This is a genomic window from Nitrincola tapanii, assembly GCF_008368715.1.
In the GTDB taxonomy this organism is placed as follows: Bacteria; Pseudomonadota; Gammaproteobacteria; order Pseudomonadales; family Balneatricaceae; genus Nitrincola; species Nitrincola tapanii.
This window is the reverse complement of sequence record NZ_SMRS01000001.1, coordinates 405,081-425,102: the sequence shown is the minus strand read 5'-3', so window position 1 is coordinate 425,102 and position 20,022 is coordinate 405,081. Positions and strand designations below refer to the sequence as shown.

The 20,022-nt window shown below is 51.6% G+C and carries 20 protein-coding genes and 1 tRNA gene; 5 read left to right on the top strand and 16 right to left on the bottom strand.

Annotated elements, in window-relative coordinates; genetic code table 11:
* Positions 1-9 precede the first annotated feature (9 nt).
* The 4 genes from secD to queA all read right to left on the bottom strand — a co-directional run bounded on the left by secD (position 10) and on the right by queA (position 4,472).
* Positions 10-1,863: a protein translocase subunit SecD gene (gene secD / locus E1H14_RS02135; protein WP_149389794.1), complete on the bottom strand. Its 1,854-nt coding sequence runs from the start codon at positions 1,861-1,863 to the stop codon at positions 10-12.
* 67 nt (positions 1,864-1,930) lie between these two features.
* The gene (gene yajC / locus E1H14_RS02130) at positions 1,931-2,254 is read right to left on the bottom strand and encodes a preprotein translocase subunit YajC (protein WP_149389793.1); all 324 of its coding nucleotides are present in this window, start codon (positions 2,252-2,254) and stop codon (positions 1,931-1,933) included.
* On the bottom strand, positions 2,251-3,405 hold the full coding sequence (gene tgt, locus E1H14_RS02125; protein WP_149389920.1) for a tRNA guanosine(34) transglycosylase Tgt: 1,155 nt from the start codon (positions 3,403-3,405) through the stop codon (positions 2,251-2,253). Before tgt ends, yajC begins: the two co-directional genes overlap by 4 nt.
* Positions 3,406-3,419: 14 nt before the next feature.
* Positions 3,420-4,472, bottom strand: coding sequence for a tRNA preQ1(34) S-adenosylmethionine ribosyltransferase-isomerase QueA (gene queA / locus E1H14_RS02120; protein WP_149389792.1), 1,053 nt, complete (start codon positions 4,470-4,472; stop codon positions 3,420-3,422).
* Between the two features lie 151 nt (positions 4,473-4,623).
* On the opposite strand from queA, the gene E1H14_RS02115 reads away from it, so the two are divergent.
* The 5 genes from E1H14_RS02115 to E1H14_RS02095 all read left to right on the top strand — a co-directional run bounded on the left by E1H14_RS02115 (position 4,624) and on the right by E1H14_RS02095 (position 9,118).
* Positions 4,624-4,710 (top strand) — tRNA-Leu (locus E1H14_RS02115).
* A 311-nt stretch (positions 4,711-5,021) separates the two neighbouring features.
* Positions 5,022-6,743, top strand: coding sequence for a Na/Pi cotransporter family protein (locus tag E1H14_RS02110; protein WP_149389791.1), 1,722 nt, complete (start codon positions 5,022-5,024; stop codon positions 6,741-6,743).
* A gap of 139 nt (positions 6,744-6,882) precedes the next feature.
* Complete coding sequence (locus tag E1H14_RS13390) at positions 6,883-8,370, top strand: DUF1538 domain-containing protein (protein WP_149389790.1); 1,488 nt, start codon at positions 6,883-6,885, stop codon at positions 8,368-8,370.
* Positions 8,367-8,720, top strand: coding sequence for a transcriptional regulator (locus E1H14_RS02100; RefSeq protein ID WP_149389789.1), 354 nt, complete (start codon positions 8,367-8,369; stop codon positions 8,718-8,720). Before E1H14_RS13390 ends, E1H14_RS02100 begins: the two co-directional genes overlap by 4 nt.
* 14 nt (positions 8,721-8,734) lie before the next feature.
* Entirely contained in the window at positions 8,735-9,118 is a 384-nt protein-coding gene (locus E1H14_RS02095; RefSeq protein WP_149389788.1) for a CBS domain-containing protein, read from the top strand.
* Positions 9,119-9,154: 36 nt separating this feature from the next.
* Here E1H14_RS02095 and lipA read toward each other — a convergent pair whose 3' ends face one another.
* The 12 genes from lipA to E1H14_RS02035 all read right to left on the bottom strand — a co-directional run bounded on the left by lipA (position 9,155) and on the right by E1H14_RS02035 (position 20,014).
* Positions 9,155-10,132, bottom strand: a complete 978-nt coding sequence (gene lipA, locus E1H14_RS02090) for a lipoyl synthase (protein ID WP_149389787.1) — start codon at positions 10,130-10,132, stop codon at positions 9,155-9,157.
* Positions 10,133-10,136: 4 nt separating this feature from the next.
* Complete coding sequence (lipB, locus tag E1H14_RS02085; protein ID WP_149389786.1) at positions 10,137-10,787, bottom strand: lipoyl(octanoyl) transferase LipB; 651 nt, start codon at positions 10,785-10,787, stop codon at positions 10,137-10,139.
* Between the two features lie 3 nt (positions 10,788-10,790).
* Entirely contained in the window at positions 10,791-11,066 is a 276-nt protein-coding gene (locus E1H14_RS02080; protein WP_149389785.1) for an HP0495 family protein, read from the bottom strand.
* Between the two features lie 24 nt (positions 11,067-11,090).
* Positions 11,091-12,254 (bottom strand): D-alanyl-D-alanine carboxypeptidase family protein, encoded by a 1,164-nt coding sequence (locus E1H14_RS02075; protein WP_149389784.1) that lies wholly within the window; start codon positions 12,252-12,254, stop codon positions 11,091-11,093.
* Positions 12,255-12,315: 61 nt separating this feature from the next.
* Complete coding sequence (locus tag E1H14_RS02070; protein WP_149389783.1) at positions 12,316-13,227, bottom strand: septal ring lytic transglycosylase RlpA family protein; 912 nt, start codon at positions 13,225-13,227, stop codon at positions 12,316-12,318.
* Positions 13,228-13,230: 3 nt separating this feature from the next.
* Positions 13,231-14,232, bottom strand: coding sequence for a lytic murein transglycosylase B (gene mltB, locus E1H14_RS02065; protein WP_149389782.1), 1,002 nt, complete (start codon positions 14,230-14,232; stop codon positions 13,231-13,233).
* A 9-nt stretch (positions 14,233-14,241) separates the two neighbouring features.
* Complete coding sequence (rodA, locus tag E1H14_RS02060; RefSeq protein WP_149389781.1) at positions 14,242-15,381, bottom strand: rod shape-determining protein RodA; 1,140 nt, start codon at positions 15,379-15,381, stop codon at positions 14,242-14,244.
* On the bottom strand, positions 15,381-17,267 hold the full coding sequence (gene mrdA, locus E1H14_RS02055) for a penicillin-binding protein 2 (RefSeq protein WP_149389780.1): 1,887 nt from the start codon (positions 17,265-17,267) through the stop codon (positions 15,381-15,383). Before mrdA ends, rodA begins: the two co-directional genes overlap by 1 nt.
* Before the next feature lie 9 nt (positions 17,268-17,276).
* Positions 17,277-17,744 carry a 23S rRNA (pseudouridine(1915)-N(3))-methyltransferase RlmH gene (rlmH, locus tag E1H14_RS02050; protein WP_149389779.1) on the bottom strand — a complete coding sequence of 156 codons (468 nt, stop codon included), beginning with the start codon at positions 17,742-17,744 and terminating at the stop codon, positions 17,277-17,279.
* A complete protein-coding gene (gene rsfS, locus E1H14_RS02045; protein ID WP_149389778.1) occupies positions 17,744-18,094 on the bottom strand; it encodes a ribosome silencing factor in 351 nt (116 codons plus the stop codon). The genes rlmH and rsfS overlap by 1 nt, the downstream gene beginning before the upstream one ends.
* Before the next feature lie 10 nt (positions 18,095-18,104).
* Positions 18,105-18,758 (bottom strand): nicotinate-nucleotide adenylyltransferase, encoded by a 654-nt coding sequence (nadD, locus tag E1H14_RS02040; protein WP_235017358.1) that lies wholly within the window; start codon positions 18,756-18,758, stop codon positions 18,105-18,107.
* A complete protein-coding gene (locus E1H14_RS02035; RefSeq protein WP_149389777.1) occupies positions 18,758-20,014 on the bottom strand; it encodes a glutamate-5-semialdehyde dehydrogenase in 1,257 nt (418 codons plus the stop codon). Before E1H14_RS02035 ends, nadD begins: the two co-directional genes overlap by 1 nt.
* Between the last annotated feature and the right edge of the window lie 8 nt (positions 20,015-20,022).

Genomic DNA, 20,022 nt, shown 5'->3' with positions numbered 1-20,022 from the left:
TCTTTTGCCTCACAACCAAAGCTTTTCAAGCTTACGACTTCCATACACCAGATTCACCAGCGCGCGTGTAATCACCAAGGCCGCAAACATCGAGGTGACGATCCCTACGGACAAAGTCACGGCAAAACCTTTAACCGGCCCGGTTCCCATCGCAAACAGGATCACCGCCGCAATCAAGGTGGTCACGTTAGCATCTAGGATGGTACTAAAGGCGCGTGAAAAGCCGGCATGGATCGCAGTCTGTACCGGACTTCCTGATCGCAGCTCCTCTTTAATGCGTTCAAAGATCAGCACATTGGCATCCACCGCCATACCCACTGTGAGAACAATACCGGCAATCCCTGGCAGCGTGAGTGTCGCAGACAACAAAGACATGACCGAAACCAATAAAATCAAGTTCAAGGTCAGCGCAATATTCGCTAAAAGACCAAACACCCGATAGAAAAGCAGCATAAAGATCAGTACCAGGGCAAAGCCTATCTGTACCGACTTCATTCCCATTTCGATATTTGCGGCCCCCAAACTCGGGCCAATGGTACGCTCTTCAACAAAATAGATAGGCGCAGCCAAAGCCCCGGCCCGCAACAACAAGGCTAACTCTGAGGATTCACGCGGACTGTCCAAACCGGTAATTCGGAACTGATTGCCTAGCACGCTTTGGATAGTCGCCAGAGAGATGATACGCTTTTCGGTGTAAGGGATACGACGCTCAACCATCTCCCCATCCACTCGTTCCATCACATTCCGCGTTTTATGCTCGACAAAAACCACCGCCATACGCCGTTGAATGGAGGTACGCGTAACACGACTCATCATCTGCCCGCCACGTGCATCCAGCGTGATCGAAACCTGGGGCATGCCATTCTCATCAAAGGCCGCATTCGCGTTAGCGACACTAGAGCCGGTTATAATAATTTCACGTTCCAGTGTCGCTTTGCGATCTGGATCGGAGCGGAACTCAAAGACTTCTGTACTCGCACGACTGGCATCTGCTAACGCCTCGAGACGGAACTCCAGATTAGCCGTCTGACCAATGACGCGCTTCGCGGCCGCCGCATCTTGCACACCCGGCAACTGCACCACGATACGATTACGCCCCTGACGCTGCACCAAAGGCTCCGCCACGCCTAACTCATTTACACGGTTACGCAGTGTCGTCAAGTTCTGTGCGATCGCATAATCTTCAATTTCACGCACCGTTTGCTCATTTAAGCTGATAAAGAGCAGATACGCTTCCTCTTGTTGAGCCGCTTCAAAAGCAAACTCAGAGAAATCACGACGCAAACGGCTCTGCGCCTGGTCACGCGTTTCCGCATCCGCGAAACGTGCGGCCAAACGACCATCTTCCATCAATTCAACACTGCGGTAGCGCAAACGCTGCTCACGCAAAGTTGTGCGAATATCGCTGGCATAGACTTCAAGACGCTGCGCCACGGCCTGTACCGTATCCACCTCCATCAAGAAGTGCACACCACCGCGCAGATCAAGTCCTAACTTCATCGGACCTGCACCCAAGGCCATCAGCCAATCGGGTGTCGTGGGGGCCAAATTCATCGCCACCACATAATTCTCGCCCAAGCTACGCGCCAACACCTCGCGGCCACGCAACTGTGCATCACTGTCGCTGAAACGAATTAAACCGGCTCCCCCTTCAATCCCACCTGATTTGATGGCAATCCCTTCATTTTCCAATACGGAGAGCGCCTGACCCATCACACGGTCATTCACTTCATGGACTGCGCGTGAACCGGAAATCTGCACAGCATAGTCATCCGGATAGAGGTTAGGGGCGGCATAGATCGCTGCCACCGCTAAGACCAGTACAATCAGGAGATTTTTCCACAGGGGATAACGGTTGAGCATCGTGCTCCGTCCTCAGCAAACAAAAGCGCCACCTGTTTCAGTGGCGCTAGATTCAACCTAAAAGGTTTTAGATTTCTTTGATGGTACCTTTCGGCAACTCTGCCGCGACATGCGCTTTCTGGAATTTCAGTTCCACGCCATCGCTGACTTCAAGCACCACATAGTCATCCGTCAAACGCACGACTTTACCAATGATGCCACCAGCGGTGATCACCTCATCGCCCTTGCTCAGACCACCAACCAATGCTTTATGTTCCTTGGCACGCTTAGATTGTGGACGCCAAAGGAAAAAGTAAAAAATCAGAGCAAAACCGACCAGAAATAGCATGTTAAACATGCCTGGGTCCATTTGCCCAGCTTCCGCGTAGGCAGGGGAAATAAAGAAGCTCATTCAGCGTTCTCCAAGGGTTGAGTGATTGAATCAATGGGGGCAAGTGGCGGGGTTTGCAAGCCCCTTGCCGCATAAAATTCGTCTACAAAGTCGCACAATTTACCCTGTTCAAGGGCGTTGCGCAAACCTGCCATCAGGGTCTGGTAGTAGTGCAGATTGTGCAGGGTATTCAACTGCGCACCCAGGATTTCGCCGCACTTATCCAAATGATGCAGATAGGCTCGACTGAAATTACGACAAGTGTAGCAATCACAATTTTCATCCAGTGGGCGGGTATCGGTTTTGTTTGCCGAATTACGAATTTTCACCACACCGGTTGAGGTAAACAAGAAGCCATTACGCGCATTGCGGGTCGGGATGACACAATCAAACATATCCACACCACGACGCACGCCTTCAACAATATCTTCGGGCTTACCCACCCCCATCAAGTAGCGAGGCTTGTCTTCCGGGAGCTTCCAGGCCGTATGATCCAGCACCCGCACCATATCCTCTTTCGGCTCACCGACGGATAAGCCCCCTATGGCATAACCATCAAAACCAATTTCAACCAGGCCTTTTAAGGACTCATCGCGCAGATGCTCATACATTCCCCCCTGAACGATGGCAAAGAGTGCCGAGGGATTATCTCCATGCGCCCTCTTTGAGCGCTCTGCCCAACGTAAAGACAAGCGCATGGAGTCTGCCGCTTCCTTTTCCGTGGCCGGATAGGGTGTGCATTCATCAAAAATCATCACCACATCCGATCCCAGCGCCTTCTGCACTTCCATTGAGCGCTCAGGGCTGAGGAACACCTTACTGCCATCCACAGGCGAGCGGAAAGACACACCCTCTTCGGTAATTTTGCGCATCTTACCGAGGCTGAAGACCTGAAAACCTCCAGAATCGGTCAATATCGGGCCTTGCCACTGCATAAAATCATGTAAATCGCCATGCAAACCGATAATTTCAGTGCCCGGTCTGAGCATCAGATGAAAGGTGTTGCCCAGAATCATCTGCGCCCCAATCTCTTTGATATCACGTGGCAGCATCCCCTTCACAGTGCCATAGGTGCCCACCGGCATAAAAGCCGGGGTTTCCACACTACCGCGAGGGAAAGTTAAGCGCCCACGACGCGCTTTACCCTCGGCGGCTAAGCACTCAAACTGCATAAAACATTGACGACTCACAAACTCTCCTCATCCAACAGGGTGCGTCGGGTTAAAAACATAGCATCACCGTAGCTAAAGAAACGATAACGCTCAGCAATCGCCTCCTGATAAGCCTCCATCATCGACCGATATCCCGCAAAGGCAGAGACCAGCATCAACAGCGTGGATTCCGGTAGATGGAAATTGGTAATCAGTGCATCCACACTGCGAAATTGATAACCGGGATAGATGAAAATCTGACTATCTCCGCAGAAGGGCGCAATTTCACCACTCTGACTAGCGCTTTCTAAAGCACGTACACTGGTTGTCCCCACCGCCACAACACGACGCCCGCGCGCGCGGGCGGCACGCACCGCCGCACAGACCTGCTCACTGACTTCGATATATTCCGCATGCATTTGATGCTCATGAATATTGTCTACCTTTACGGGCTGGAAGGTTCCAGCACCCACATGCAAAGTCACGAAGGCGGTGTTGATCCCCTGATCTTTAAGCTTTGCCAACAAGGGCTCATCAAAATGCAAGCCGGCTGTCGGCGCCGCGACGGCACCAGGTTTGGCGTTATAAACCGTTTGGTAACGCTCACGATCTGAATGCTGATCTTCTCGCTGCATGTAAGGCGGCAAGGGGATATGGCCGTGGTCTTCCAACGCTTGCAGCAGGCTGCACGACATAGCTTGGAAGCGCAACTCAAACAGATTGCCACGCCGCCCCAGGACTTCAGCCTGCAACCCACCCTCTAATATAAGCTCGGTGCCAGGCTTGGGCGCACGACTCGCGCGCAAATGCGCCAGAGCGTGATCTTCACCCAGAATTCGCTCAATCAGTAATTCAATTTTGCCGCCACTAGCCTTTTGCCCATATAAACGCGCGGGAATCACACGCGTATCGTTAAACACCAATAGATCGCCTGGCTCAAGTAAAGCCACCAGATCGGTAAACTGTCGATGTTGACGCGCCCCTGTATTACCCTCGACACAGAGCAAGCGACTGGCGCTGCGTTGCTCCAAGGGATAACGTGCGATTAATTCATCAGGAAGATCAAAGTAAAAGTCACTTAATTGCATGATGCCGATCTGTACAGAACAAAGGTGGCGCAGTTTAACTCAACTGAAACTTTTTTTCAGTCTTGATTGACGCCTCGAAAAAACTCGCTATAATCTCGCCTCACTTCACCAAGCAAGACTGAGTTCGAGCAAGGGTTGAAGCTTTCGAGTTGGCGGTGTGATGGAATTGGTAGACATGACGGATTCAAAATCCGTTGCCTTTACCGGCGTGGCGGTTCGAGTCCGCCCACCGCTACCATCTTTTTTGTGACAAACATCGGCCCGTCACAATGCTTGTTAAATCCCACAGTACTTATATTTACAAATATTTTATTTCCAAGCCTTCTCCAAGCACTGAATTTAGCCCTCGTTTAACAAGCCCAAGCCTCTCTCTGATCGATCCAGGCTCCTCGCTGAACACCTTCTGCTTTGATCTAAACTTTTCAGCCGCAAGCTTCGAAGTTTCTGCCGCTTTGTTACAAAAATTTAACACTTCTGTAACAATTCAGCGTCAGAATGCCTGTCACAAAAACTTAACCTCCCTGTCACATTTAAAAGCCAGGCCCCGTCATGACCTATAGCATTTTTGATTTCCTCCAGTTAATCGGATCTCTGGGGATTTTTATTTTCGGCATGAAAATCTTCAGTGAGGGACTGCAGAAGATTGCCGGCAACCGCCTCAAAGGCATCCTCGGTGGCATGACACGCAACCGTTTAACCGGGGTTTTGACTGGCTTTGGCACCACCGCCATCACCCAATCGTCCACCACCACCACCGTGATGGCCGTCAGCTTTGTGAACGCAGGCCTCCTCACCTTTGTGCAATCCACTGGCGTCATCATGGGTGCCAACATTGGCACCACCATTACTGCCTGGCTGGTCGCACTATTTGGCTTCAAATTTAAGATTACCCCCATCGCGCTGGCGTTGATCGGTTTGTTTTTTGCGTTCCTCTTCTCGAAAAATGCACGCTGGCGCAACATTGCAGAAGCTATGGTGGGTTTTGGTATTCTGTTTATCGGTCTGGAATTTATTAAGGGCTCGGTACCGGATATCAATAACAACCCGGCTATGTTCGCTTTCCTCGACAGCTTTACTGATTATGGATATTTATCCCTAATCCTATTTGTCTTGGTGGGTACGATCCTCACCCTGCTGACACAATCGTCCTCTGCCGCAACTGCGATCACCCTCGTTATGTTGTTTGAGGGCTGGATCTCCTTCCCAATTGCGGCCGCGATGATCCTCGGTGAAAACATCGGCACCACGGTGACGGCCAACATTGCCGCCCTCGTCGGGAATGTGCATGCCAAACGCGCCGCCCGCTTCCACTTTTTCTTTAACGTGATTGGCGTGCTCTGGATGATGCTCCTCATCTATCCGGTCCTCAACGCGCTGGATATGATTGTACAGCTGTTCACTGAATCTCCCGTTTCCGTTTTAAGCGGAGATGTGGAAGCACGTTCTAACGCCACCCTCGCCCTCTCGTTATTTCATACCACTTTTAACGTACTGAATGTCTGCTTACTCTTTGCACTGGTGCCTTATCTGGTGCGTTTTGTTGAATACATTCAACCTGATCGCGGCGGTGAAGAAGATGAGTTTCATCTGCAATACATCAGTACCGGGATGATGACCTCACCTCTGTTTGCCATTCAACAGGCACAAAAAGAGATACAGATCTTTGCCGGTATTGTTGATCGGATGCACGGCCGAGTGAATGAACTCTTGTTTGATCCGAATGCCGATCGTGAAGATCTGTTAAAAAAGCTACGCAAGGATGAGAAGGCCACCGACCAGTTGGAAGTGGAGATTTCGGACTATCTGGTACGCATCAGTGAACGCACCTCTTTAGAGCATGAGCTCACCGAGCGGATTCACAATATGCAGGCGATGCTCAACGATCTGGAGCGTATTGCCGATATTTATTATCAAACTGCCAAGACCACCGACAAGCTCTCTGAATACCAGAGTGATTGGCCCGAAGAAGCTTTTGAAGAGCTCAGAATCATGATGGAGGTTTTACATGATGCCATCCTCAACATGGTTCAAAACGTGGCACGCGAACCGGAAGAGGTCAAACTGGAAGAGGCTGTTGCGCTGGAAAAACGTATCAATAAGCAACGCAAACAGTTCCGCAAAAATCACTATAGCCGCTTGGAAAATGGAAATTACCCACCCCGTTCCGGTATGGTCTTCATTGATGCCCTGAACCGTTTAGAGCGCATTGGGGATCACGTGATTAATGTGAACGAATATGCGTCCGGTCACCGCTTGAAACGCGAGCGCTGATTGCATCTGATTTAACCCTCAGAGCCAAACCGGGGCTTGGCCACAAGCTCAGCCCCGAGATCAAGCCAACGCAACAGGATTGACCTTATAAATCCAGTGCTTATACTGGGCAACTCCCTGCTTGTCCTGAGAGGTCAGTTTGCTTTATCTGAAAAGCTTTCTCCACGCCTTCCTTCACGCTCTGAAGAATCTTCTTCCGATCGTTGCGGTTGTGCTTTTCTTCCAGCTCGCCATCCTTCAGCAGGTGCCGGACAATAGCCTGAGCATGGCGTTTGGTCTGTTGATCGTAGCCGTTGGCGTCGCACTCTTTCTCCAGGGTTTAGATTTAAGCATCTTCCCCGTTGGCAAAAGCTTATCCAATCAGTTTGCACGCAAGGGCTCAGTGCCTATTCTGCTGGCATTTGGTTTTGCGCTGGGTTTTTCCGCCGTGGTGGCGGAACCTGCGCTGATTGCAGTGGCCAATCAGGCACAAGAGATCAGCGAAGGGCGCATTGACGCCTTAGTGCTGCGTCTTTTAGTCGCCACCTCGGTGGGCCTAGTCATTGCCCTCGGGGTGTTTCGTATCATCTTTGGCCACCCGATTCACTGGTACATGATCATTGGTTATATCCTGGTCGTGATCGTGACCTTCTTTGCACCGGAAGAGATTGTTGGATTAGCCTACGACTCCGGCGGCGTGACCACCAATATTGTGACCGTTCCGCTCATTGCCGCCTTGGGCATAGGCTTAGCCTCTTCTATCCGCGGCCGTAACCCTCTGATTGATGGTTTTGGCCTGGTGGCTATGGCGGTGATGGTGCCGATGATCAGCGTGCAGCTATACGGGATCTATGTGTATTCGATGCCCGCTGAGATGGTTTCCCTAGTGCATCAAACTCAAGATCAAATAGTGGGTCATTCAGCCTTGATGCAGGGCATTCTTGATCTGCTGAGTATGTTCCGTGATGTCCTGCCGATTCTGATTACCATTTTGTTCTTTCAGTACATCATTCTCAAACGCCCTCTGAGCAACCCACCTAAGATAGCCTTTGGTTTTCTCTTGGTGATCATCGGTCTTTATGCGTTTGTTGTTGGCCTCAAGATCGGCCTTTTCCCGATTGGTTACAGCATGGCCGAGCAGTTGCTCGCTCTTGATGGTTACACCTTTGTGTATCTCTTTGCTTTCATGATAGGTTTTGCCACTACTATGGCGGAACCGGCACTGATTGCAGTTGGACAACAAGCGGAAGAAGCGGCGGCTGGTAAAATCCGAGGTAACGCGATACGCATCATGGTCGCACTGGGTGTCGCCTTAGGCATCTCCATCGGCGTTTATCGTTTAATCACCGGTGGCTCCATGCACTATTTCATTATCGGGGGTTATAGCCTGGTGATCTTGCTCACGGCTATCTCACCTAAATATATCATCGCTTTAGCTTTTGACTTAGGCGGGGTGACCACCTCGGAAGTCACCGTACCTCTGGTCACCGCGCTTGGCATCGGCCTGGCAACCCAGATCGAAGGTCGAAACGTATTAATTGATGGTTTTGGTTTGATTGCATTTGCTTCAATCTTCCCCATAGTAACCGTGATGAGCTATGCAATCCTGATGGATCTGCTGAGTAAAAAGAATAGGGTGAGCACATGAAATTCTCCGTACTGGCCGCAATCGTTCCAGAAGATCTGGAACAATCGGTGATCGACAAAGCCCGCGATCTTGGCGCAGGCGGCATTACCATTTTAACTGGCCGCGGCATCAGTAATAACAGCAAAAAAACCTTCTTTGGGCTGACCTATGAGGGTAGCCAATCGGTACTTTTGATGGTGCTGGAGAAGGGGCTCTCATTGGAGATCCTAAAAGCGGTGCAGCAACTTCTGACCACCGATAAAGAGAACAACTCACAGGGAGTGGTGTTCAGCTTTCCTCTGGAACATCTAGGTGGTATTGATCTCTCGCAACTGGAAAAGTTTGAGCGTCACTTAAAAGAAACTCTTTGATAAAGGAATCCCTTATGCTGGTTAAAGACGTTATGGTACGAGATGTCGTCACCATCTCCCCTTTCGCCACCCTGCGTGATGCTTTGAGCTTGATGAAAAGCAAACGCATTAAATCTTTAGTGGTTGAAAAGACCAACGACAGTGACGCTTATGGACTGGTGACCTACACCAATATCATTAAGACCGTGATCGCAGAAAACGGCGATATTGATCTGATCAATGTCTACGACATCTGCATCAAACCTGTGATTTCGGTGGGTGAGAGCCTAGCGGTGAAGCATGTTGCTGGCTTGATGGCCCAAAACCGCATCAAACGCGTTCTGGTTCTTCAGGACAATACTCTCTTGGGTATTGTCTGCATGGACGATCTGGTCGAAACCATCTTTAGCACGCTGTAACAGGCTAAAGATGGTTTGAGATGGGGGGGGTTAAGGTCAGCCGACCTTCTCCCCCTTGGCTTGTAGATCCGCATGATAAGATGAACGAACCAAGGGTCCACTGGCTACATGCGAGAAACCCAATTCCTTGGCAATCTGCTCAAATTCGGCAAACTCCGCCGGCGTAACAAAACGATCAACAGGCAGATGATTGCGACTTGGCTGCAAATACTGACCGATCGTAATCATGTCGATATCATGCGCGCGCATATCCCGCATGACTTCAATAATCTCTTCATTGGTTTCCCCCACACCCACCATCAAACCCGACTTGGTACGAACCTCTGGGCGCAAGGCTTTAAAACGCTTCAGCAACTCCAAAGACCAAGCATAATCCGCACCCGGGCGCACTTTACGATATAAACGCGGCACGGTTTCTAGGTTATGGTTAAACACATCGGGCGGAGTGGCTTGTAAAATCTCCAGAGCAATATCCATACGCCCACGGAAATCCGGCACAAGTGTTTCGATCTGGATGCTTGGGATACGCTCACGTGTTTCACGAATACACTCGGCAAAATGCTGAGCACCACCATCACGCAGATCATCACGATCTACTGAAGTAATCACCACGTAACGCAGCCCCATGTCCGCAATCGCGATGGCCAGCTCTTTCGGTTCATCCTGAGCCAGTGCATTAGGCCGACCGTGGGCAACATCACAAAACGGACAGCGACGTGTGCAGATATCACCCATGATCATAAAGGTCGCTGTGCCGTGGCTGAAGCACTCACCGATATTTGGGCAGCTGGCCTCCTCACAGACTGAAGCCAGCTTATGCTGACGCAACTTATCTTTAATGCGCTTAACTTCAGTATTAGAGCCCATGCGTACACGCAACCAATCAGGCTTACGTGGCATTTCGTCTTTTTCGGTCGGCAGAATTTTAACTGGGATACGCGCCATTTTTTCCGCGCCACGCAGCTTAACGCCCTGCTCCACGCGAACGCTGGCTTTGGATGGGGTTTCAGACATAACTTCAGTTTTCCAATGAGGTGTAGGAATCGATCTGAGTATAACCGATCTTATTAACCAAGTAATCTAGTAGGACTTTCGCACAGGCATTTAGCGTCAGGGCACTGCCCTCATTCCGCACTTGGGTCATCCGCATTCCCGCATAACCGCAGGGATTAATACTGAGGAAAGGGGTCATATCCATATCCACGTTCAACGCCAGACCATGAAAGGAGCAGCCTCGACGCACGCGCAAGCCTAAGGACGCGATTTTAGCATCGGCGACATACACACCGGGAGCGTCGGGGCGCGCTTGGGCTTGAATCCCTTGCCCAGCTAACAGATTCACCACGGCGTCTTCCATCAAGGTGACGACATCGCGCACACCCAGTTTACGCCGGCGCAGATTCAACAAAAGGTACACCACCAGCTGGCCTGGGCCATGATAGGTCACCTGCCCCCCGCGGTCAGCTTGAATCACGGGAATCGTGCCAGGATTCAACAGATGCTCCGCTTTGCCCGCTTGCCCCTGCGTAAACACCGGTTCATGCTGGACAAACCAGATCTCATCCGCCGTCTGTTCGTCACGCTGATCGGTAAAGCTCTGCATCGCCTGCCACACGGGCAGATAGGGTTGCAGACCTAAATCGCGCACCCGCAGCTGCTCCATCACCATGCCTTAGAGCACCATGTGCACACGCCCGGAGGCCTTTAAATCCTCAAACAGCCGTTTCAGCTGAGCTTCACCCGTAGCGGTAATTTTCAGGCGTACCGATTGAAAACGACCATTACGACTGTCTTGAATGCTAACTTTCGTCAGATCAAGATCCGGCGCATGAATTTGTACGGTTTCTACTACAAAGCCGTAAAAATTGTTTTCGTTATTGCCCACCACCTTAATCGGATAGTCCGCACAGGGAAATTCGATCTTAGGGGCTTCTGTCATCTCACTCATGTTTCACTGTTCACTCAAAATGGGTTACTTACCCAACAATCCCATAAAGAACTGTAGGATACTGTGCCAAATCCGTTTCAATAAACCGGCGGGTTCCACCGCTTCCAGTGCGACCAGATCTCGGCTTTCCAGCTCTTCGCCATTTAAATTCACCACCACACGGCCTAACACCTGCCCCTGCTCTAAGGGCGCTTTAATACGCGCCGGCAGATCCAAGGTCACTTCAATATTATCTTCCTGGCCACGCGGTAGGGTAACCGCCATCAACTCCGCCACTCCTAAACGCACCTGGTCACTGGCACCGCCCCAAACCCGTGACTGACTCAAGGTTTCACCGGCTTGATAGAGCTGATGTGTGCGGAAGAAACGATACGCATAGGCCAGCAACTGCTGTGTCTCCTGAGCACGCGTTTCTTCACTCGCCGATCCCATCACGACACTGATTAAACGCATGTCATCACGTACTGCCGACGCAACTAAGCAATAACCTGCGGCATTGGTATGGCCGGTTTTAATGCCATCCACCGTATCATCACGCCACAGCAAACGGTTGCGATTAGGCTGGCGAATCTTGTTGTATTCGAAGTATTTTTCCGCGTAAATCGGATAATAATCAGGGGAATCATTGATCAAGGCTCGTGCCAGCAAAGCAAGGTCATAGGCCGAAGCATATTGATTATCTGAAGGCAGACCCGTGGCATTCTCAAAATGAGTATTGGTCATGCCAATACGTCGTGCATGCTGGTTCATTAAGTCCGCAAACGCCTCTTCACTACCGGCAATATGCTCAGCAATCGCGACCGATGCATCGTTACCGGACTGGATAATAATGCCGCGCAGTAGATCGATCACACTGACTTGAGTTCCTTCCTGCACAAACATACGCGATCCGCCGGTACGCCAAGCTTTTTCGCTGATCGTGACCAAATCATTTTCGGCCAAGTTGCCGCGAATAATCTCTTGTTCCGCGATGTAACTGGTCATAATTTTGACCAAACTCGCCGGAGGATAACGCTCATGTTCATTCTGCGCGACCAGCACCTGGCCACTGTGCGCATCCATAATCAAATAGGAGCGTGCCGCCAACTGCGGTGGCGAAGGCATCAGATTATTCGCCTGAGCCAGAGGCACCAAAATCAGACTAAACAGCAGTAACACTAAATAAATAGAGGGGCGAATAGGGTTCATCAGAGAAAAATATCCTGTTCATTAGGTTCATCTCGAAGAGCGGATCACTCTACCTTTCGAATTAGGGCATGTCCACCAGGTGCGGTGAGTGGAAACCGGCCGCGGCTAAGCGTGAGATCAATCCCTCAAGGGATTGCCCTGCTTGCAAGGGGCCAATTTTTACTCGATAGAGTGGACGCTCGCTAGGGTTCACTTGATAGACCCCCACGGGCAAACCCTCACTCAAGGACACCAGACGAGTTTGCACTTGGCGCGCGGTCGCCTCCACAGAGAAAGCTCCGACCTGAAGGTAACGGTTATCTCGAGTGACCACAGGAGCGGCGGCAGGTTCCACTCTCTGTGCAGGGATGTTGGCTGAAGCAGCGCCTGCTTGTGCACCACTTTGTGCAATCGCTTCTGTCCAACGTCCCGGTGTCAGTGCCTCCACCTCAACGCGCCCAGTCCCTTCACGCAAAATATCCAGGCGATGGGCCGCGGCATAAGAGAGATCAATAATTCGATCTTCATGGAAAGGACCGCGATCATTGACCCGCACAATCACCGAGCGGCCGTTATCCAAATTGGTCACACGAGCAAAGGTCGGCAAGGGCAGACTCTTATGTGCTGCGGTCATGGTATACATGTCATAGACCTCACCATTCGAGGTGTGATGACCGTGAAACTTTTCACCGTACCAGGAAGCCATGCCTTTTTCTCGATAGCCGACCGCGGTAGGTAAAACATAATAAGTCTGACCAAACACTTCGTAGGGGCTACGATTACCGCCCCGACTGTAGGGTTCAAAACGCGGTTCCGCGTCTGGAATCTTACTCACATCGGGGGGATTCACCGGATAGCGGTCATGCTTCATAGCATAACGCCCGCCGCTGCTAGCCGGTGGTTTAGTCCCGCCGTCTGACACCGAAGGAGGCTGTGTAGCACAGCCAGAGAGCAGCAGAAATGCGACACTTAGAAAAATAAAAAGAACACGCATCGATCAACTCCGCGACGCCAAACGTGCTTGTTGTATAGCCTGACTGAACTCATACACCGCCATACCATACATGCGGCTGTGGTTATAGCGCGTAATCACGTAAAAATTATGCAATCCGAACCAATACAGCTGGCCGTCATCCGTATCAAAACTCAGCAAAGCCGCGGCCTGGGAAAGTTCCTGATCCGCGCTGGTCGCTATCCCTTCTTGTGACCACTCCATTAAACTTTTTTCAGGCAGCAGACTGGTATTAAACAGCGCAGCATCCACCGGTTTTTGTAATAGAACCGGCGCCCGTACCGCCGCACCCGTTTTCCAACCATGTTCGCGGAAATAGTTGGCCACACTGCCAATCGCATCAACAGGGTTACTCCAGATATCTCGTTTACCATCCCCATCAAAGTCCACCGCATAACGACGGAAACTTGAAGGGATAAACTGACCATACCCCATCGCCCCAGCATAGGATCCAACCAGCTGCCCAGGCTCTACCCCTTCTTCACGCACCAGGCGCAGATAATCCTCTAACTGACCGCGAAAAAACTCAGCCCGACGCGGATAATCAAAACCAAGCGTCGCCAAGGCATCTAAGACTCGATGACGCCCCATAATGCGGCCATAACGTGTTTCCACGCCGATAATTGAGACGATGATTTCAGCCGGTACGCCATATTCCGCTTCAGCTCGTGCCAAGGTTTGCTCATGCTCAGCCCAAAACTCCAAAGCCTGCTGCAGACGCTGCGGCTCGACAAAGAGCGCACGATACTCTGTCCAATTAAAACGTCGTTCAGCCGGTCGATCCATCGCTGCCAAGATCGAATCCTGGCGCTGCGCTTGAGCAAGCGTTGAACGTAACCAAGCTTCATCAAATCCCTCAGCTACCAGGCGTTGAATCATTGCCTGCGCATCCGGATGCTGAGCATAATTGGCCTGTGCTGGCGTCACCCCTACACCTGTAAACAAAAGTGCCGCCAAGGCGATCGATTTAAATCTATGAAGTCGCATACTATCTCCTTAACGCCGCTGCAGAGGGGAATGTGCGTTGACAGACATTAGAATGCCAAAGCCGGCCATCAGTGTCACTATGGAAGTCCCTCCATAACTGATCATCGGCAAAGGCACACCCACCACCGGCATTAAGCCGGTTACCATGCCAATATTGACCAACACATATACAAAAAAAGTTAAAGTCACACTGCCGGCCAAGAGGCGTGCAAAGCTATCGGTAGCGCGACTAGCAATCACCAAGCCCCGTGTAATGATCAGCAGGTACAGACAGACCAGTAATAGAATGCCATACATGCCCAACTCCTCACCCACCACGGCAATGATAAAGTCGGTATGGGATTCCGGCAGGAAGTTTAGCTGGGATTGCGTTCCCTGCAACCAGCCTTTACCCGAGAGCCCACCGGAGCCGATCGCAGTTTTGGATTGAATGATGTTCCAACCCGCACCGAGCGGATCACTTTCTGGATTCATAAAGGTCAACACCCTCTGCCGCTGGTATTCCTTCATCACACTCCAGAGCACTGGTAGCGCCGCACCACAAGCCGCCAGGGCCAGAAAAACATAGCGCCAGTAGATGCCGGAAAAAAGAATCACAAAGGCTCCAGAGGAAGCAATCAACAGACTGGTGCCTAGATCTGGTTGTTTCATAATCATCGCGACCGGTACAGCAAGTATCAACAGCGACACCAATAACCGCGGTAGACTAGGTGGCAAACTGCCGCGCACCAGATAGGCTGCCATCGCCATCGGCAGCACCAACTTCATCAGCTCTGAAGGCTGAAAACGCATTCCTGGCAGAGCGATCCAGCGCTGCGCACCTTTTGCCTGCACACCGAACAAGAGTACAGCGATTAACAAGCCGACTCCGAATACATAAAGCCAAGGAGCGAGGGTTAGGTAGGCACGTGGTCGCAGATGCGCCATCAGAATCATTAAGAAAAAACCGGCGCCCATACGTACGGCTTGACGCTGTACATACTCCATATCCTGCCCCGATGCACTGTACAGGATATACAGCCCATAGGCGCACAACAGCAGCAGAAAACTGAGCAGCCAAGCGTCTAAACGGGTGTAACTCCACCAACTGGGTGCCTGGCTAAAGTGATCTCTAGCCCCTGGCATGGTGCGCTGAAAATCACGACTCATCAGGGCAACCTCAAATCATTGGTGTAATCATCCAAGAGCCAGGCATCCATCACTTCGCGAGCAATCGGCGCGGCCACACTGGAACCGCCCCCCCCATTTTCCACAACCACCGCGATCGCGATTTTTGGATCTTCAACCGGTGCAAAGGCAATAAAGAGCGCATGATCGTGGAAGCGCTCGTCGATTTTACTGGCGTCATAACGTGCATCCTGTGCAATCCCGATCACCTGCGCCGTTCCCGTTTTACTGGCCATTTTATATTGCATCCCCTGCGCCACGCGACGCGCGGTGCCCGTTGGGCCATGCACCACATCCACCATCCCTTGGATAATTGGCTCCCAAAACTCTGGATGATGCACGACTACATCCTCAGGTACCGGGCGTTCAGTCACTAGATCGGGCAGCGTCAACTCATCCGGATTCTCCTCCGAGATCACACCCATCAACAATCTGGGTTGTACCCAGCGCCCACGGTTGGCTAAAACTGCCGCTGAAATGGCCAGCTGCAAGGGCGTTGCAACCATGTACCCCTGACCAATACTCATATTAATCGAGTCTCCAGGATACCAGGGCTCCCCCATCGCCCCGCGCTTCCACTCTCGTGTCGGGAGCACACCGCGGATCGCTTCCGGTGTATCCACGGCAGTGATCTCACCAAAACCAAACATGCGCATATAGTGCGCCATGGGCTCATTACCCATACGATGGCCCACATCGTAGAACCAGGTATCCACAGATTGAGCGATGGCAAGATTCAAATTAACTCGGCCATGCCCGCCCCGTTTCCAGTCACGATAACGCCGACCTCCTTGAGTGACCTGATAATACCCTGGGTCCCAAATGGTGTAGTCGGGGCGTACGGTTTTGCTGTCAATCGCCGCCATAGCCATAATTGGTTTGATGGTCGAGCCCGGAGGATAGCCGCCGCGTACGGCACGATTAAACAAAGGCAGATCGGGGGAATCACGCAAAGCGTTATAGTCGGTTGCCGAAATTCCCATCACAAATAGGTTAGGGTCGTAAGCGGGGGTGCTGACCAACGCTAAAATACCGCCGGTATTCGGGTCGATCGCCACGACAGAGGCGCGCCGACCTTGCAACAGAGATTCCGTAAATTGTTGCAAGCGTATATCTAAACTGAGCTGCAAATCCGCGCCTGGCACTGGATCTTCGCGCTCAAGAATACGTAGCACTCGGCCACGCGCATTGGTTTCCACTTTTTGTGAACCGACCTGACCATGTAGAATCGGTTCATAAAACTTCTCCACCCCCAGTTTACCGATGTAATGAGTACCGGCATATTTGCGCGGATCGATCTGCTCAAGATCACGCTCATTAATGCGTCCGACGTAGCCCAAAGCATGCGCCAGAGTTTCACCAAAGGGATAATAACGGATCAAATCCGCCTCCACCTGCACTCCCGGCAGTTGATGGTAGTTCACTGCAATCTTGGCAATCTCTTCTTCATCTAAACGAAAGCGCAACGGCACAGTTTCGTAAGGTCGTCGACGCTGATTTAACCTCTGACGAAAACGTTCGATATCACGATCACTGATCTCGATTAACTCAGCAAGGGTTGCAATCGTGGTATCCAGATCACGAATCTCTTCGCGTAACAGCGTCACACTAAAAGTCGGCTGATTATCGGCCAGCAATACCCCCTGGCGGTCATAGATCAGCCCGCGTCTGGGTGCGACGGGTTGCAGCTGAATGCGGTTACGGTCTGAAATCGCGGTGTAACGCTCATACTCCACGACCTGCAAGTAATACACACGACTGATCAGAATGATGAAGGCCAGCAGCACCAAAAAAAACGCAAGCCAAGCACGCCGCTGAAAGGTTGCGGTTTCATTGCTTGGATCTTTGATTCGCTGGCTTTCTGACATAACGCCCAATTATTTATGGTAAGGATGGCCTTGGAGCAGAGTCCAGGCTCGGTACAACTGTTCGGCTAACACAATGCGAACCAAGGGATGAGGTAAGGTGAGCGCCGATAAAGACCATTTCTGATCCGCGGCAGCAACACAACGCGCATCTAAACCATCCGGTCCACCGACAAGTAAGGCCAGATTACGTCCATCCATACGCCAATTTTCGGCTTCCTGCGCCAACTGCTCGGTTGACCAAGAACGCCCGCCAACCTCCAGAGCGATCACCTTTTCATTTTTTTGCAGCGCGGCCAGCATCGCATCCCCTTCACTGCGGATAGCACGGGCAATATCAGCGCCCTTGCCACGATAGCCTGGCGCGATTTCAACCAGTTCCAACTGAAAATCAGTCGGTAGGCGTTTGGCATACTCATTAAAACCCGCTTCTACCCAGCCGGGCATTTTCTGACCCACCGCCAAGAGCCGGACACGCATTAAGCGTTCACCTGCACATCCGCGCTGGGATCGGCACGCCAAAGGCGCTCAAGATCGTAAAACACACGCGCATCCGGCATCATCACATGCACGACCACATCACCGAGATCGACCAAAATCCAATCTCCAACATTCTGCCCTTCGGTACCGATAGGACGGACTCCTGCGGCCTTTACCTTCTCTAACACTTCCGCCGCTATAGAGCCCACGTGGCGTTTAGAAGTTCCACTGGCGATCAGCATATAGTCGGTCACGCTGGATTTGCCAATCACATCCAAAAGCACCACATCGCGTGCTTTCATATCATCAAGAATGGTTTGAACCAATTGAATCAGTTGTTCTGTTTGCATGAGTTGCTTATTACCTTAATTGATAGCCGTAAAGCTGATGTATTTTGATATATTCCCACACCTGATCTGGCAGTAGATAGCGGGGTGACTGACCGCTGGCAATTAACTGCCGTATCTGTGTGGCGGAAATGCCCAGCGGAGTTAATTCATGAATACAAACCTTGCCTGCCGCTTGGCGAAAGAGTTGATTGACGTCCTGAGTTTGATGCTGTTGCAACCAAGCCTGGAGTTGTGGATCCGGTTGCAAGCCAAAACCGGGGCGCGTGACCACGATCAAATGACTGAACTGCAGCAGCTCCTGCCATCGATACCAGCTCGGCAGCCCCAAGAAGGCATCCATGCCCATCACCATACAGATCGGAGTCGTGGCTCCGAATTGCTCACGTAAGGATTTCAGGGTGTACCATGAATAGGAGGGTGCATCCGATCTCACTTCACGATCATCCACGCTGAGATGCGCGGCATCACGCACGGCTAAACGCACCATTTCCAAACGATCCTGCGCCGAACAACCGGTTTGCTCACGATGCACCGGTTGCCCCGAAGGCAACAGGCACACCTGAGCGCAGCCTAACCATTGCTGTATCTCGAGCGCGGTACGCAGGTGGCCGTTATGCACGGGATCAAAAGTCCCGCCCATAAAGACGAAGGGTTGAGCATTCATCAACGACGCAGGTGCCCATCACCTAGAACGATATACTTCTGAGAAGTCAGCCCCTCTAGACCCACCGGACCTCGGGCATGGATTTTATCTGTGGAGATCCCGATCTCCGCACCCAAACCATACTCAAAACCATCGGCAAAACGCGTCGAAGCATTCACCATCACAGAACTGGAATCCACTTCACGCAAGAAAATGCGCGCATCGGTGTAATTTTCCGTGACGATTGCATCGGTATGATGCGAGCCGTAATGATTGATATGTTCGATCGCTTCCGCCAGATGATCCACAACCTTGATCGCCAGTACGGGCGCTAGATATTCCGTCGACCAATCCACTTCCTCTGCGGCTTTAATGCCGGGCAGTAACGCCAAGGTACGCGCACACCCTCGCAACTCCACTCCAACCGACTGATAACGTTCGGCAAGATCAGGTAAAACCTCGGCCGCCATCGCTTGATGTACCAACAGGGTTTCCATGGTGTTGCAAGTACCATAACGATGCGTTTTTGCATTCAGTGCGATATTAATCGCTTTCACCTTATCGGCTGCCTGATCAATAAAGACATGGCAAATACCGTCTAGATGCTTGATCACTGGAACCTTGGCTTCGGCAGAAATGCGCTCAATCAGGCCTTTACCTCCACGTGGGACGATCACATCGACATATTCCGGCATGGTAATCAAATGCCCGACTGCCGCTCGATCTTTGGTTTCAACCACCTGCACGGCGGCTTCAGGCAAACCGGCCGCTTTTAAGCCCTGCGCGATACAACGTGCAATCGCCTGATTGGAATGCACGGATTCAGAGCCGCCGCGCAAAATCGCCGCATTGCCCGACTTCAAACACAGACTGGCTGCCTCCACCGTCACATTCGGACGTGATTCAAAAATGATTCCGATCACACCGAGGGGAACACGCATTTTGCCAACCTGAATTCCAGAAGGGCGATAGTTCAGATCAGTCATCGCACCGATTGGATCGGGTAGCGTCGCCACCTGATGTAACCCTTCGATCATGGTATCAATACGTGCTGGGGTCAGCTCTAAACGATCGAGCATCGCCGCATCCAAACCCGCTTCACGACCGGCCTGCAGATCCAGTGCATTGGCTTCCGCTAGCTCAGCACGTGCGGCATCCAGCGCTTTGGCCATCGCCTCCAGGGCGCGATTTTTAACACCTGTGTCTGCACTGGCCATCCGCCGGGAGGCAAGGCGCGCTTGCTGACCCAGCGTCTTCATATACTCTTCTACATTCATCCTGCCTG

Excerpts from the sequence above, each read along its gene's own strand:
- secD (WP_149389794.1), bottom strand. The coding sequence starts at position 1,863 with ATGCTCAACCGTTATCCCCTGTGGAAAAATCTCCTGATTGTACTGGTC.
- yajC (WP_149389793.1), bottom strand. The coding sequence starts at position 2,254 with ATGAGCTTCTTTATTTCCCCTGCCTACGCGGAAGCTGGGCAAATGGAC.
- tgt (WP_149389920.1), bottom strand. The coding sequence starts at position 3,405 with ATGCAGTTTGAGTGCTTAGCCGCCGAGGGTAAAGCGCGTCGTGGGCGC.
- queA (WP_149389792.1), bottom strand. The coding sequence starts at position 4,472 with ATGCAATTAAGTGACTTTTACTTTGATCTTCCTGATGAATTAATCGCA.
- E1H14_RS02110 (WP_149389791.1), top strand. The coding sequence starts at position 5,022 with ATGACCTATAGCATTTTTGATTTCCTCCAGTTAATCGGATCTCTGGGG.
- E1H14_RS02100 (WP_149389789.1), top strand. The coding sequence starts at position 8,367 with ATGAAATTCTCCGTACTGGCCGCAATCGTTCCAGAAGATCTGGAACAA.
- E1H14_RS02095 (WP_149389788.1), top strand. The coding sequence starts at position 8,735 with ATGCTGGTTAAAGACGTTATGGTACGAGATGTCGTCACCATCTCCCCT.
- lipA (WP_149389787.1), bottom strand. The coding sequence starts at position 10,132 with ATGTCTGAAACCCCATCCAAAGCCAGCGTTCGCGTGGAGCAGGGCGTT.
- lipB (WP_149389786.1), bottom strand. The coding sequence starts at position 10,787 with ATGGTGATGGAGCAGCTGCGGGTGCGCGATTTAGGTCTGCAACCCTAT.
- E1H14_RS02080 (WP_149389785.1), bottom strand. The coding sequence starts at position 11,066 with ATGAGTGAGATGACAGAAGCCCCTAAGATCGAATTTCCCTGTGCGGAC.
- E1H14_RS02075 (WP_149389784.1), bottom strand. The coding sequence starts at position 12,254 with ATGAACCCTATTCGCCCCTCTATTTATTTAGTGTTACTGCTGTTTAGT.
- E1H14_RS02070 (WP_149389783.1), bottom strand. The coding sequence starts at position 13,227 with ATGCGTGTTCTTTTTATTTTTCTAAGTGTCGCATTTCTGCTGCTCTCT.
- mltB (WP_149389782.1), bottom strand. The coding sequence starts at position 14,232 with ATGCGACTTCATAGATTTAAATCGATCGCCTTGGCGGCACTTTTGTTT.
- rodA (WP_149389781.1), bottom strand. The coding sequence starts at position 15,381 with ATGAGTCGTGATTTTCAGCGCACCATGCCAGGGGCTAGAGATCACTTT.
- mrdA (WP_149389780.1), bottom strand. The coding sequence starts at position 17,267 with ATGTCAGAAAGCCAGCGAATCAAAGATCCAAGCAATGAAACCGCAACC.
- rlmH (WP_149389779.1), bottom strand. The coding sequence starts at position 17,744 with ATGCGTGTCCGGCTCTTGGCGGTGGGTCAGAAAATGCCCGGCTGGGTA.
- rsfS (WP_149389778.1), bottom strand. The coding sequence starts at position 18,094 with ATGCAAACAGAACAACTGATTCAATTGGTTCAAACCATTCTTGATGAT.
- nadD (WP_235017358.1), bottom strand. The coding sequence starts at position 18,758 with ATGAATGCTCAACCCTTCGTCTTTATGGGCGGGACTTTTGATCCCGTG.
- E1H14_RS02035 (WP_149389777.1), bottom strand. The coding sequence starts at position 20,014 with ATGAATGTAGAAGAGTATATGAAGACGCTGGGTCAGCAAGCGCGCCTT.